Below are 12,627 nucleotides of genomic sequence, written 5' to 3'. Positions count from 1 at the left end.
TGGATTTACAAGTTTTCAGAAAATCTTGCTATTTTGCTCTTGCCAGGTTTGTAGTCGATCTTGTGCTGTTTTAGGAAGTCAAGGAAATTTTCTTTTCCTTTTTCAAAATCTTCAACTTCGACTTCGAGTTCGAAGTCTGTTTTGCCCAAGTAGTGACTCTCATCCAGAGCAAGGAGGCCAATTTCGTCTTCTTTTTCATAGCGGATAGTCTCTAGAGAGCCAAGAATCTTCAAGTCTTGGATGGGTATTTCTTTCTGAAGCAGCGTCTCTAAAATCTCTCCCGTAGGAAATTTATTGTTCTGCAAAATATTTTCGGTCTCTTCTGGTGTCAAGTTCTGATTGAGTTCCAAGGATCCGACTTCTTGAGGAATCTTGAGCGTCAGCTCAGCTTCGCGATGGTTAAAAGTTCGTACTCGAAAAGCCATGTGGGCGTGTCGGATACTTTGCTTGTCTGACTCGATGTAGTAGTTGGTCTGGCTAATAGGCGAAATATCAGCAAATAACTGGAGCAGACGGTCGTGCTCTTCTTTGGTCAGCATAGTTTTGAATTCAATTTCTAAGTGGGTCATTTTCAAGTCCTTTTCTTTGCTTTTGTTTGAAAGCGATTTATGTTATAATAACAGTTGTGTTTATTTTATACAAAAAATAATGATATGACAAGGTAAGTGTATGACAATAGAATGGGAAGAGTTTCTAGACCCCTATATTCAAGCGGTTGGAGAGCTGAAAATTAAGTTGCGTGGAGTGCGAAAGCAATACCGCAAGCAGCAGCGTCATTCTCCGATTGAGTTTGTGACCGGGCGCGTCAAGCCGATTGAGAGCATTAAAGAAAAGATGGTTCTGCGAGGCATTCGCGAGGAAAATATCGAGCAGGAGATGCAGGATATCGCTGGCTTACGAGTCATGGTCCAGTTCGTTGATGATGTGGATGAAGTTTTAGAAGTCCTGCGAAACCGGACCGATATGCGGATTATTCAGGAGAGGGATTACATCAAAAACAAAAAAGCCAGTGGCTATCGGAGCTACCATGTGATTATAGAGTATCCGGTTGATACGATTAATGGTCATAGGCTTATTCTGGCTGAAATTCAGATTCGCACCCTTTCGATGAATTTTTGGGCTACGATTGAGCATTCTTTGAATTACAAGTATAAAGGAGAATTTCCCGAGGAAATCAAATGTCGCTTGGAAACCACAGCTAACCTAGCCTATCAGCTGGATGAGGAGATGGGTGCTATCCGTGACGCTATCCAGGAGGCTCAGGCTCTCTTTGACCCTCTTCACCGCAAGTTAAATGACGGTGTGGGAAATAGTGATGATACAGATGAAGAATACAGATAAAAAAATAGCGATTATCCGCAATCGGAAAAGACAGAGCGAACAAGTTTATCAGGATTTGAAGCAGAAGCTGAAACAGAACGGCTTTATTTTAACTCCTAAGAATCCCGACATCGTGATTTCGGTGGGTGGTGACGGCATGTTGCTATCGGCTTTTCATATGTATGAAGAACAGCTGGATCGGGTCCGCTTTGTTGGTGTACATACAGGCCATCTCGGCTTCTATACGGACTACCGTGATTTTGAACTAGATAAGCTGGTCGAAAACCTTAAATTAGACTCTGGTGCTCAGGTTTCTTATCCAATTTTAAATGTCAAAATTACTTTTGAAAATGGTGATACACGCATTATTCGAGCTTTGAACGAAGCAACAATCAAGCGCTCGGATCGGACTATGGTAGCCGATGTCATTATCAATCGGGTTCATTTCGAGCGTTTCCGAGGAGATGGGATTTCCGTCTCTACTCCGACGGGCAGCACAGCCTATAACAAATCTCTGGGTGGAGCGGTATTGCATCCGACGATTGAAGCCTTGCAGGTGACAGAAATTGCCAGTCTCAACAATCGGGTTTATCGGACTTTGGGTTCGTCTGTCATTGTTCCTAAAAAAGATAAGATTGAGTTAGTGCCGACCCGCAGTGACTATCACACTATCGCGGTTGATAATCAGACTTTCTCTTTCAAAAATATTGTCCGTATTGAGTATCAGATTGACAATCATAAGATACATTTTGTGGCTTCGCCAAGTCATACCAGCTTTTGGAATCGTGTCAGAGACTCCTTTATCGGAGAGTGCAAGGAATGAGGTTTGAGTTTATTGCTGATGAGCGTGTCAAGGTAAAGACTTTTTTGAAGCGACACGAAATTTCCAAAGGCCTCTTGGCTAAGATAAAATTTTCCGGCGGAAACATTCTTGTCAACCATCAACCTCAGAATGCTATTTATCTCTTGGATATTGGTGATAAGGTGACGATTGACATCCCGTCTGAAAAGGGATTTGAAATTCTGAAGGCTGTTGATAAGGACTTATCTGTCATCTATGAAGATGAGCATTTCTTAGTTTTGGATAAGCCGGCAGGGGTGGCCAGTATTCCCAGTGTTAATCATTCCAACACTATGGCTAATTTCGTCAAGGCTTACTATATTCGTCAGGAATATGAAAACCAGCAGGTGCATATCGTGACGCGTCTGGATAAGGATACAAGTGGGCTCATGCTCTTTGCCAAGCATGGCTATGCTCATGCTAGATTGGACAAGCAGCTGCAGAAAAAGCTGATAGAAAAACGCTATTACGCTCTGGTTAGGGGTAGTGGACTCTTAGAAGAACAAGGCGAGATTATTGCTCCGATTGGGCGCAACCCTGAGAGTATCATTACAAGGCTCGTGACAAAAGATGGTAAGTATGCTCATACCAGTTACAAGGTCATAGAGCGATTTGGAGATGTCTATCTGGTGGATATTCATCTGCATACCGGGCGGACTCATCAAATTCGTGTTCATTTTTCATATATTGGCTTTCCGCTTTTGGGTGACGACCTTTATGGAGGGAGTTTGGAACACGGAATAGAGCGCCAGGCTTTACACTGTCATTCTTTGAAATTTTATAATCCTTTTAGTGGTCAAGAAGTTGAGCGCGCCAGTCCTTTGCCGGAAGATTTTAAACAAGTTATCGAGAAATTAAAAGCTAAATAGATAAAGGAGTGTAAAGAAGCATGAAAATTTTTGACTCAATTCGTGAAGCCTTGAAGGATAAGGAAGTAAAGATTGTCTTGCCAGAGGGTGAAGAACCGCGTATTCTGCAGGCGACTAAACTATTGGTAAAAGAAACCAGTATTACACCAGTTCTTTTGGGGAATCCTGATAAAATCCGCATTTATCTAGAAATTGAGGGAATAAAAGAAGGATATCAGGTTATTGATCCTTCAAACTGTTCCTGCTTTGAGGAATTGGTAGAAGCATTCGTTGAGCGTCGAAAAGGGAAAATCACAGCAGACGAAGCACGCCAGTTGCTCAAGGAAGATGTCAACTACTTTGGGGTCATGTTGGTTTATCTTGGTAAGGTTCAAGGGATGGTTTCAGGAGCAATCCACTCTACGGCAGCGACTGTTCGGCCAGCTCTCCAAATCATCAAGACCCTGCCTTGGGTGTCTCGTACTTCAGGAGCCTTCCTCATGGTGCGTGATGACGAACGCTATATTTTCAGTGACTGTGCCATCAATATCGATCCAGATGCCAATGTTTTGGCGGAGATTGCTGTTAACTCAGCTTTGACAGCACAAATTTTCGGTATTGATCCCAAAGTTGCCATGCTCAGCTATTCGACCAAGGGCTCTGGTTTCGGAGAAAAGGTTGATAAGGTTGTGGAAGCGACTAAGTTGGCTCAAGAAATGCGTCCTGACTTGGTTATCGATGGTGAATTACAGTTTGATGCAGCTTTCGTTCCTGCAACAGCAGAGCTGAAAGCACCTGGCAGCCCTGTGGCTGGTCAAGCGACTGTCTTTGTCTTCCCAAGTATCGAGGCTGGGAATATCAGCTACAAGATGGCAGAGCGTTTGGGTGGCTTTTCAGCAGTAGGACCTATCCTGCAGGGCCTTAACCATCCAGTTAATGACCTTTCCCGAGGATGTAATGCGGATGATGTTTATAAGCTGACTTTGATTACAGCCAGTCAGGCAGTCGGTCATTATTAAACGATAGGAAACAATTGGAGGGCGTAAGCTCTCCTATTTTTCTTGCCTTATGCTATACTAGATTTATGTTAGATTTGAAAGAATACGGAATTGAGATGTGGGAGGCAGATAAAGTTGCCTCTTTTAGAGAGAAATTATTAACTTGGTATGATGAAAACAAACGCGACCTGCCATGGCGCAGAACAAACAATCCTTATCATATCTGGGTTTCTGAGATTATGCTGCAGCAGACTCGGGTGGATACAGTGATTCCTTACTATGAGCGTTTTCTTGACTGGTTTCCGACTGTAGCTGACTTAGCGCAGGCATCAGAGGATAGACTGCTCAAGGCTTGGGAAGGGTTGGGCTATTATTCGCGGGTGCGAAATATGCAAAAAGCAGCCCAGCAGATAATGACGGATTTCGCTGGAAAATTTCCTGATAGCTATGAAGGAATTGCTAGCCTTAAAGGAATTGGGCCTTATACGGCTGGTGCCATTGCTAGTATTGCCTTTGGCCTAGCTGAGCCGGCAGTAGATGGCAATGTCATGCGGGTGCTGAGTCGCTTGTTTGAAGTTGATTTAGATATTGGCCAACCTAGCAATCGTAAGGTTTTTCAGACTATGATGGAGATTCTGATTGATCCAGACAGACCTGGAGATTTTAATCAAGCGCTGATGGATCTGGGGTCAGATATTGAAGCTCCTGTTAATCCTCATCCAGAAGACAGTCCTGTAAAGGAGTTCAGCGCAGCTTATTTGCATGGAACAATGGATAAATACCCAATCAAAGCCCCTAAAAAGAAGCCAGTTCCGGTCTATCTGCAAGGCTTGATTATCGAAAACGAACAGGGACAGTTCTTACTTGAAAAGAATGAGGCTGCTGGCCTGTTATCAGGTTTTTGGCATTTTCCCTTGATTGAAGTTGAGGAATTTCAAACTGAAAATCAGATGTCCCTCTTTGAGGTGGCAGAAAATCAGCCAAGTCTGGATCTGTCTCCTCAAGAAAGCTTTGAGCAGGATTATGATTTGATTGTTGATTGGCAGCAGCAGTCCTTTTCAAAAGTGCAACATGTTTTCAGTCATCGCAAGTGGCATATCCAGCTGGCTTATGGCCGAGTTAAAGATAGCCAGCACGCCGCTGATGGAGAGGTCTTGTGGCTTCATCCAGGAGACTTTGGCAATTATCCCTTTGCCAAACCCCAGCAGAAGATGTGGGAGGCTTTTCAGGAAGTTAGAAATAAGTAAAAAATCTGAGACTCTTTTTGTCTCAGATTTTTGAATTGCATCAAATTTACAAGTTTGCAAAAGCTTTAATCTCATCTGCAGCCATAGAAGAATCACAACGAACAGAGACTTGGCCGTCTTGAACGTGAACAAAACCAGGGACCGTCGGAATGCTATATTCAGAGCGGAAGGCTTGCAGTTTCTCTAATTCGCTAGCTTCTTCGCTATTGATAAAGAAAATATGCGCCTTGGTATCAGCAACAACGCCAGCAAGAGTAGCTGCGAATTTACGGCAGTAAGGGCAAGTTTTGCGACCTACGAAGAAAGTTGCTGTCTCTTTGTCAGCAATTGCTTGACGAGCTCGGTCTACAGTTGTGACTTCCAAGTCTTTAATATTTTGAGCAAATTGTTCCATAAATCATCCTCATTTCTTTTGATAAAACTAGTATGCCATAAAAAGCAGAAAAATGCTTGATTTGGAAACGAAAAACCAGAGAATGTGAATTTCATTCTCTGGTTGATTGGTTGATAGTGTTATTTTACTTGATAAAGGCATTAATCTCTGCTTCAATAGCAGCAATTTTTGCTTGAGCATCCTCATTGCTATCACCGACAACGGCAATGTAGAACTTGATTTTTGGTTCAGTACCAGAAGGGCGAACTGCAATCCAAGAACCATCCGCAAGTGTGTATTTCAAAACATCACTTGGAGGAGTAGTTAAGGCAGTAACAGTACCATCAGCAGCCGTAGAAGTTTGCGCTTTGAAGTCTTCTGTAACAGTGATAGTTGTTGCGTTAAATTCTTTCGGACCATTATCACGGAACTTAGCCATGATAGCCTTGATTTGCTCAGCTCCATCAACACCAGACAAGGTCACAGAGATAGTCTTTTCAGCAAAGTAACCATACTCTTTGTAGATTTCTTCAATACCGTCAGCCAGAGTCAAGCCACGTGAGCGGTAGTAGGCAGCAAGCTCAGCCACGACCAAAACAGCTTGGATAGCATCTTTATCACGTACAAATGGCTTAATCAGATAGCCGAAGCTTTCTTCAAATCCCATCATGTAGGTGTGGTTGTGTTTTTCTTCGAATTCTTGAATCTTTTCAGCGATAAATTTGAAACCAGTCAAGACATTGAACATGGTTGCGCCATAACTTTCAGCAATCTTAGTCACCAAGTCAGTAGAAACGATAGACTTGCAGAGAGCTGCGTTAGCTGGCAGAGTTCCAGCACTCTTATGAGCTTCCAAGATGTATTTAGCCATAATGGCTCCGATTTGGTTACCTGAAAGGTTGAGATAGCTGCCGTCTTTTTGCAGAACTTCTACACCGACACGGTCAGCATCTGGGTCAGTTGCGACAAGTACATCAGCACCGACTTTGCGTCCGAGTTCTTCTGCAAGGGCAAAAGCTGCTTGGCTTTCAGGGTTTGGAGACTTAACAGTAGAGAAGTCAGGGTCAGCTACTGCTTGAGCTTCAACAACTTCAACAGAATCAAATCCTGCTTGAGCCAAAGCGCGACGAGCTAACATTTCACCAGTACCGTGCAGAGGAGTATAGACAATCTTCATGTCCTTACCGTATTCATCAATCAGTTTTTGGTTGATATTGACATCTTTAACTTCCTTGAGGTATTCAGCATCAATAGCATCGCCAATCACTTCAATCAAACCAGAAGCTTTTTCAGCTTCAACGTCAGCGACCTCAATAGCAAAAGGATTTTCAATAGCACGGATGTAGTCAGTCAATGCATCTGCATCATGCGGAGGCATTTGTCCGCCGTCTTCACCATATACCTTGTAGCCGTTAAATGGAGCAGGGTTGTGGCTGGCTGTAATCATGATACCAGCAAAAGTTCCTAAATGACGTACCGCAAATGAAAGTTCCGGAGTTGGGCGCAGACTTTCAAAGACATAGGACTTGATGCCGTGCTTAGCTAAAACAGCAGCAGATTCAAAAGCAAATTCTGGTGAGAAATGACGGGAGTCGTAAGCAATTGCAACACCGCGTTTTTTGAACTCATCACCTTTTTCTTCAATCAAGCGAGCCAAACCTTCGGTTGCCTGACGGACAACATAAATATTAATACGGTTGGTACCAGCGCCAATCAAACCACGCATACCAGCAGTACCAAACTCAAGATTGGTGTAAAAGGCATCTTCCTTAGTTTTTTCGTCCATACTATTCAAGTCTTCACGAAGATAGTCAGGAAGTTCAGCATAATCAAGCCATTTTTTGAAGTTATCTTGATAAGTCATAGGTGGAGTCTCCTTTATTTTTGAAATGAAGAGTGGAAAATTTTAGTAAAAAATCCTGCTCTTAAATTTTCTTAATCGCTTTCATTGTAGCATATTTTCATTAATTTTGAAAGAGGTTACCTAGAAAACAATGAAATACTTTTCAAGCTATCGTTTCAAGGATTTCAGAATATTAGAGCTGAATTGCAGTATAAAAAAAGACCAAAGCATTGCTTGGTCCAGAAAACTAAATCATCATCATTTTTTAGCTTTTTCAAGCGCAGGAATGATAGTTGCTGTCAAAATCGCAGAAATGATTAACTCGGCAATGGAATTTGCTGATAGAATCACAGCCAGAAGTGCTTTGATATCACCTTGGTATACATTTGCAAAGAGAAAGAAGATACCGCCCAAGACGAAGATAGTATTGGTAGCAGAACCAACGGAGCCTGCTAGAATCAAGCCGGCTTTATTTTTCATTGCTTTATATACGAAATAAGGAGTGATACCGATGAGAATGCGAGGCACCATGGCAACAAGAAGCGAAGAAATGCTTCCATTTGGTACAAAAGGGCTAAAGAGATAGCTGGTTGGCAGCAGCACCAAGGTATTGGTAACAACGCTGATACATCCCATGAGCCCACCTAGAACAGCTCCGACTTTAGGGCCATAGAGGATACTGGCGATAATCACTGGGATGTGAATAATCGTAGGTTTAATCGGTACTGGAAGTAAGTTGAAAATAACCGAGCTGAGCAGGTGCAGTACCAACATAATGGCAAAGAAAATAGCAATTTGAGCAATTTTAGACTGTTTTTTCATAAATAAGTTCCTTTACTGTATTAATAATCGTATCAATTTCAGCTAGAGCACCTGTCCCCTGATCGCCACAGGCTAGAACGGCTTTACGCGGTTGGATAATCCTCCATCCAAAATGCTGCAGGCGCTCCAAATTGTGCTGGGTTAGTGGATTTTCAAACATTTTAGTGTTCATAGCTGGAGCCAAAACTTTCTTCGTATGAGGTGGCAGAGCCAGGGCAGTAGCTGTCACCATATTATCAGCTAAACCGTTGGCTAATTTAGCGATGGTATTGGCTGTAGCTGGCGCAAGCAAAAAGAGGTCAGACTCTTTAGCGATGTCAATGTGATTGACCTTGCTAGGGTCAGGTTCTTGCATAATATCAATTGCAACTGGTCTTTGTGACAAGACTTGCAGGGTCAGCGGTGTGATAAATTCTGTCGCTGCATCTGTCATGAGGATAGCAACTTCAAAGTTTTCTTTCTTTAGACGGCTAGTGATATCAGCAGCTTTGTAAGCTGATATGCTGCCGCTGACGGCTAAGGTAATCTGTGTCATCATTTACCTCCTTATGGACTATGGATATGCAGGTAGAGGAGCTGCGCAATTTCTTCTTTGGATTGAGCTTGGGTTACATTATCTTTTCCGACAAGATAGGCTTTGTGCTCCTGGTTAGAAATCTCTGTCAAATCATTGGCGACAATGATTTCTGCCTGATTTTTTATGAGACTGGCTCGTGCGGTCTCGAGTAACTCTTCGTTAGAAACATCAACCAAGAGTTTGAAGCCAATCAAGCGAATGTCTGGATTCCATTTTTTTACCAGGCTGATGATTTTAGGTGTCTTTTTGAGAAAAAGAACTTGAACATCATCCTGAGAAGAAATCTTGCTTTCTGAGTTAGTCTTATTCAGGAATTCAGTCATATCAGTGCTAGCTGCTACAGCTTCCAAACCAGTCATATAGACGGGGGTGTAGTCTGAGACAGCCATTGCATGAATCAGTACATCATGTGTGTGAACGAGCGGCTCCAGGGTTTCAAGCAATTCTGAAACATTTTCAATCAGTACAATGGTAAGATTGGGATGAGCTGCAGGGCGGACAGCCTTGGGAGTCGTCACCAGAGTCACCTGATCGCCCTTGTCTAGGAAAGTTTCAGCTATGATTTTCCCAAGCTGGCCTGTCGAATGATTGGTAATAGAGCGGACACGGTCGATTTTCTCGCTGGTCCCGCCAGAAGTAATCAATATGTTCATAGCACTATTTTACAAGAAAAAAGAAATTTAGTAAAATAATTCTAATTACAGAGTGTCACAGCGGAAAATAATTCTCTGAAATCTTATATTTTAGAGAATATAATTTTCTTAACTTTCCTTTTTTCCGAACATTAAAATCTTTTTAGAGCTTAATTATGTAGATTTTGCTCTTTTTTGTTATAATCTTTATATTAATTGACAGAGGAGTTCTTGATGAAAACAGATATTGAAATTGCTCAAAGTGTTGAATTGCAGCCTATTGTTGATGTAGTGAAAAAAGTCGGCATCAACTATGATGACTTGGAATTATATGGTAAGTATAAGGCTAAGCTCAGCTTTGATAAAATTCGTGAGGTTGAAAACAATCCTGTTGGCAAGCTGATTTTGGTGACGGCGATCAATCCGACACCTGCTGGAGAAGGTAAATCTACCATTACTATTGGACTGGCTGACGCGCTTAACAAGATTGGCAAGAAAACTATGATTGCCATTCGCGAACCATCTCTGGGGCCTGTAATGGGCATCAAGGGAGGAGCAGCTGGTGGCGGTCACGCGCAGGTTCTACCGATGGAAGACATTAACTTGCATTTTACTGGTGACATGCACGCCATTACGACTGCTAATAATGCTCTATCTGCTCTCATCGATAATCATCTTCATCAGGGAAATGCACTGGGAATCGATCAGCGTCGTATTATCTGGAAGCGGGTGGTTGACCTAAATGACCGAGCTCTTCGTCATGTGACCGTTGGCTTAGGAAGTCCTGTCAATGGTATTCCGCGTGAAGATGGTTTTGACATTACTGTTGCATCTGAAATTATGGCGATTCTTTGCCTAGCTACGGATATTGAAGATTTGAAAAATCGCTTGGCAAACATTGTCATTGGTTATCGCTTTGACCGCTCGCCTGTCTATGTTCGTGACCTTGAGGTAGAAGGAGCCTTGGCTTTGGTCTTGAAAGATGCGATTAAGCCAAATCTAGTTCAGACTATTTACGGGACACCAGCCTTTGTTCATGGCGGACCTTTTGCCAATATCGCCCATGGCTGTAACTCTGTTTTAGCGACTAGCACAGCGCTGCGCTTGGCCGATTATACAGTGACAGAAGCAGGATTTGGTGCAGATCTTGGTGCTGAAAAATTCTTAGATATTAAAACTCCAAACTTACCAACTTCTCCAGATGCAGTAGTGATTGTTGCAACTTTGCGCGCCCTCAAGATGAATGGTGGAGTAGCTAAGGATGCACTTACAGAAGAGAATGTTGAGGCGATTCGAGCTGGTTTTGCCAATCTCAAGCGGCACGTTGAAAATATCCGTAAGTTCGGTATTCCAGTTGTAGTAGCCATCAATGAATTTGTTTCAGACACGGAGGCTGAAATTGCTACTCTTAAGGAACTCTGTGCAGAAATCAATGTACCAGTTGAGCTAGCCAGTGTCTGGGCTGATGGTGCCGAAGGTGGTGTGTCTCTGGCTGAGACTGTAGTCAAAACCATTAATGAAGAACCTGCTCATTACACTCGTCTTTATGATAATAATCTTTCGATTGAAGAAAAAATAGAGAAAATTGTCACAGAAATCTATCGTGGTTCAAAGGTGAACTTTGAGAAAAAAGCGCAGACTCAGATTCGAGAAATTGTCAAAAACGGCTGGGATAAGCTGCCAATCTGTATGGCCAAAACACAGTATAGCTTCTCTGACAATCCTGCAGCTCTAGGTGCGCCAGAAAACTTTGAAATTACCATTCGTGAATTGGTACCAAAACTTGGAGCAGGCTTTATCGTGGCTTTGACAGGAGATGTCATGACCATGCCAGGATTGCCAAAACGTCCTGCAGCACTTAATATGGATGTTGCAGCAGACGGCACAGCGATTGGTCTATTTTGATCTTGGTTTAAAAGGCTCTTTACGAGTCTTTTTTTGGTATAATAGTGAAAATAATGAGAATAGAATATGGAGTCAATATGAACATTAGATTAGCAAGACCATCAGACGCTGCAACCTTGCTTGCTATTTATGCGCCTTATGTGGAAAATACAGCCATTACTTTTGAATATGAAGTCCCGACCATTGAGGATTTTGCAACTAGGATTGCGAAAACATTGGAAAAATATCCTTACCTGGTGGCGGAAGAAGACGGTGTAGTCGTAGGTTATGCTTATGCTTCGACTTATTATGCGCGTGCAGCATATGATTGGGCGGTGGAATTGTCCGTCTATGTCAGTCAAGATGCTCGAGGAAAAGGAGTCGGCAGCAAGCTTTATGATGAGCTTGAAGACCTGTTAGATCAAATGGGATATATGCATTTTCTAGCCTGTATTTCTCTGCCAAATGAAGCTAGCCTGGCTTTGCATCTAAAAAGAGGTTACCAGCAGGTGGCGCATTTCCCTAAAATGGGCTATAAATTCGAGCGTTGGCATGACATTGTTTGGTTGCAAAAATCCTTAGACAAGCAAGCTGGACCAATTAAACTTTTAAAAGAAATGGAGTGGAAATGATGAAAAAGAAACATTTATTAATAACTCTTCTAAGCATTACCCTTTTGGCCTTGACGGGTTGTCAGTCCGTTGAAAATTGGTTTAAAAATGCCAAGGAGGAATGGTTGGGGTTGGAGATGACGGTTCGCACCTATGATGAGAATTCCCAACTCATTGACCAGATGTCGGGCAAGTCACTATCCATCTCGCGTAATGAGGAATTTGACTCAGTTGATGAGGAAGGAAATTCTAAAGAAGATTCTTCTGTGCTCAAAATCACCTTGGGTAAGTATGAGATTGACCATGTGGGTTCTTCCTTGATTGCAGAAGAAAAAGGCTTGAAAGATGTCTTTGCTCAGTATCAAAAGACTGCAGATGTTGAGGAGAATAGCCATTCTGTCCCTGTTTTAAATCGCATGATTTCAGCCTTTAAAAACGACTTTACTGGAAAGAAGAAGGTTATTCTGATTCGCTCTCAAAACGGCACTCCGTTGGCTGCCTATGCTGGAGACCGTGTCTCTCTTGATAAATCCGATGCCCCTAAAACTTCTGAGTTGCTGATTGACGGCAAGCGTCTCGTGATTTACCGCTGTGACTACACTATTTATGACCGTGAATTGCTGGAGTAAGA

The 12,627-nt window shown here is 42.5% G+C and carries 14 protein-coding genes; 8 read left to right on the top strand and 6 right to left on the bottom strand.

Annotation, left to right across the window (positions count from 1 at the left end):
- Nucleotides 1–5: 5 nt before the first annotated feature.
- Nucleotides 6–569, bottom strand: a complete 564-nt coding sequence (locus D8886_RS03430) for a CYTH domain-containing protein (RefSeq protein WP_312023304.1) — start codon at nucleotides 567–569, stop codon at nucleotides 6–8.
- Between the two features lie 100 nt (nucleotides 570–669).
- On the opposite strand from D8886_RS03430, the gene yjbM reads away from it, so the two are divergent.
- The 5 genes from yjbM to mutY all read left to right on the top strand — a co-directional run bounded on the left by yjbM (nucleotide 670) and on the right by mutY (nucleotide 5,254).
- Nucleotides 670–1,341, top strand: coding sequence for a GTP diphosphokinase (gene yjbM, locus D8886_RS03425; protein ID WP_125434234.1), 672 nt, complete (start codon nucleotides 670–672; stop codon nucleotides 1,339–1,341).
- The gene (locus D8886_RS03420) at nucleotides 1,316–2,143 is read left to right on the top strand and encodes an NAD kinase (protein WP_002930523.1); all 828 of its coding nucleotides are present in this window, start codon (nucleotides 1,316–1,318) and stop codon (nucleotides 2,141–2,143) included. The genes yjbM and D8886_RS03420 overlap by 26 nt, the downstream gene beginning before the upstream one ends.
- Nucleotides 2,140–3,030, top strand: coding sequence for an RluA family pseudouridine synthase (locus D8886_RS03415; RefSeq protein WP_125434233.1), 891 nt, complete (start codon nucleotides 2,140–2,142; stop codon nucleotides 3,028–3,030). Before D8886_RS03420 ends, D8886_RS03415 begins: the two co-directional genes overlap by 4 nt.
- Nucleotides 3,031–3,050: 20 nt before the next feature.
- Nucleotides 3,051–4,028 carry a phosphate acetyltransferase gene (gene pta, locus D8886_RS03410; protein ID WP_049553087.1) on the top strand — a complete coding sequence of 326 codons (978 nt, stop codon included), beginning with the start codon at nucleotides 3,051–3,053 and terminating at the stop codon, nucleotides 4,026–4,028.
- A 65-nt stretch (nucleotides 4,029–4,093) separates the two neighbouring features.
- Nucleotides 4,094–5,254 (top strand): A/G-specific adenine glycosylase, encoded by a 1,161-nt coding sequence (mutY, locus tag D8886_RS03405; RefSeq protein ID WP_125434232.1) that lies wholly within the window; start codon nucleotides 4,094–4,096, stop codon nucleotides 5,252–5,254.
- Between the two features lie 46 nt (nucleotides 5,255–5,300).
- Here mutY and D8886_RS03400 read toward each other — a convergent pair whose 3' ends face one another.
- The 5 genes from D8886_RS03400 to D8886_RS03380 form a co-directional block, all read right to left on the bottom strand.
- Nucleotides 5,301–5,648 carry a DUF6568 family protein gene (locus D8886_RS03400; RefSeq protein ID WP_125434231.1) on the bottom strand — a complete coding sequence of 116 codons (348 nt, stop codon included), beginning with the start codon at nucleotides 5,646–5,648 and terminating at the stop codon, nucleotides 5,301–5,303.
- Nucleotides 5,649–5,772: 124 nt separating this feature from the next.
- Complete coding sequence (locus D8886_RS03395) at nucleotides 5,773–7,491, bottom strand: phospho-sugar mutase (protein ID WP_125434230.1); 1,719 nt, start codon at nucleotides 7,489–7,491, stop codon at nucleotides 5,773–5,775.
- A 237-nt stretch (nucleotides 7,492–7,728) separates the two neighbouring features.
- Complete coding sequence (locus tag D8886_RS03390) at nucleotides 7,729–8,292, bottom strand: ECF transporter S component (RefSeq protein ID WP_125330402.1); 564 nt, start codon at nucleotides 8,290–8,292, stop codon at nucleotides 7,729–7,731.
- The gene (gene coaC / locus D8886_RS03385; RefSeq protein ID WP_125434280.1) at nucleotides 8,276–8,827 is read right to left on the bottom strand and encodes a phosphopantothenoylcysteine decarboxylase; all 552 of its coding nucleotides are present in this window, start codon (nucleotides 8,825–8,827) and stop codon (nucleotides 8,276–8,278) included. The genes D8886_RS03390 and coaC overlap by 17 nt, the downstream gene beginning before the upstream one ends.
- A gap of 11 nt (nucleotides 8,828–8,838) precedes the next feature.
- The gene (locus D8886_RS03380; protein ID WP_125434229.1) at nucleotides 8,839–9,522 is read right to left on the bottom strand and encodes a phosphopantothenate--cysteine ligase; all 684 of its coding nucleotides are present in this window, start codon (nucleotides 9,520–9,522) and stop codon (nucleotides 8,839–8,841) included.
- A gap of 213 nt (nucleotides 9,523–9,735) precedes the next feature.
- Between D8886_RS03380 and D8886_RS03375 the strand changes: the two genes are divergently transcribed.
- The 3 genes from D8886_RS03375 (at nucleotide 9,736) to D8886_RS03365 (ending at nucleotide 12,625) form a co-directional block, all read left to right on the top strand.
- Nucleotides 9,736–11,406, top strand: a complete 1,671-nt coding sequence (locus D8886_RS03375; protein WP_125434228.1) for a formate--tetrahydrofolate ligase — start codon at nucleotides 9,736–9,738, stop codon at nucleotides 11,404–11,406.
- Between the two features lie 77 nt (nucleotides 11,407–11,483).
- Nucleotides 11,484–12,017, top strand: a complete 534-nt coding sequence (locus tag D8886_RS03370; RefSeq protein ID WP_221762835.1) for a GNAT family N-acetyltransferase — start codon at nucleotides 11,484–11,486, stop codon at nucleotides 12,015–12,017.
- Nucleotides 12,014–12,625 (top strand): DUF5052 family protein, encoded by a 612-nt coding sequence (locus D8886_RS03365; protein ID WP_125434226.1) that lies wholly within the window; start codon nucleotides 12,014–12,016, stop codon nucleotides 12,623–12,625. Before D8886_RS03370 ends, D8886_RS03365 begins: the two co-directional genes overlap by 4 nt.
- Nucleotides 12,626–12,627: the final 2 nt, after the last annotated feature.

Source organism: Streptococcus sanguinis, from assembly GCF_003943655.1.
GTDB lineage: Bacteria > Bacillota > Bacilli > Lactobacillales > Streptococcaceae > Streptococcus > Streptococcus sanguinis_F.
The sequence above is the reverse complement of the archived record's forward strand: the minus strand, read 5'-3'. Positions and strand labels throughout refer to the sequence as shown.

Excerpts from the sequence above, each read along its gene's own strand:
- D8886_RS03430 (WP_312023304.1), bottom strand. The coding sequence starts at position 569 with ATGACCCACTTAGAAATTGAATTCAAAACTATGCTGACCAAAGAAGAG.
- yjbM (WP_125434234.1), top strand. The coding sequence starts at position 670 with ATGACAATAGAATGGGAAGAGTTTCTAGACCCCTATATTCAAGCGGTT.
- D8886_RS03375 (WP_125434228.1), top strand. The coding sequence starts at position 9,736 with ATGAAAACAGATATTGAAATTGCTCAAAGTGTTGAATTGCAGCCTATT.
- D8886_RS03420 (WP_002930523.1), top strand. The coding sequence starts at position 1,316 with ATGATACAGATGAAGAATACAGATAAAAAAATAGCGATTATCCGCAAT.
- D8886_RS03365 (WP_125434226.1), top strand. The coding sequence starts at position 12,014 with ATGATGAAAAAGAAACATTTATTAATAACTCTTCTAAGCATTACCCTT.
- D8886_RS03415 (WP_125434233.1), top strand. The coding sequence starts at position 2,140 with ATGAGGTTTGAGTTTATTGCTGATGAGCGTGTCAAGGTAAAGACTTTT.
- coaC (WP_125434280.1), bottom strand. The coding sequence starts at position 8,827 with ATGACACAGATTACCTTAGCCGTCAGCGGCAGCATATCAGCTTACAAA.
- D8886_RS03390 (WP_125330402.1), bottom strand. The coding sequence starts at position 8,292 with ATGAAAAAACAGTCTAAAATTGCTCAAATTGCTATTTTCTTTGCCATT.
- D8886_RS03370 (WP_221762835.1), top strand. The coding sequence starts at position 11,484 with ATGAACATTAGATTAGCAAGACCATCAGACGCTGCAACCTTGCTTGCT.
- D8886_RS03400 (WP_125434231.1), bottom strand. The coding sequence starts at position 5,648 with ATGGAACAATTTGCTCAAAATATTAAAGACTTGGAAGTCACAACTGTA.
- pta (WP_049553087.1), top strand. The coding sequence starts at position 3,051 with ATGAAAATTTTTGACTCAATTCGTGAAGCCTTGAAGGATAAGGAAGTA.
- D8886_RS03380 (WP_125434229.1), bottom strand. The coding sequence starts at position 9,522 with ATGAACATATTGATTACTTCTGGCGGGACCAGCGAGAAAATCGACCGT.
- D8886_RS03395 (WP_125434230.1), bottom strand. The coding sequence starts at position 7,491 with ATGACTTATCAAGATAACTTCAAAAAATGGCTTGATTATGCTGAACTT.
- mutY (WP_125434232.1), top strand. The coding sequence starts at position 4,094 with ATGTTAGATTTGAAAGAATACGGAATTGAGATGTGGGAGGCAGATAAA.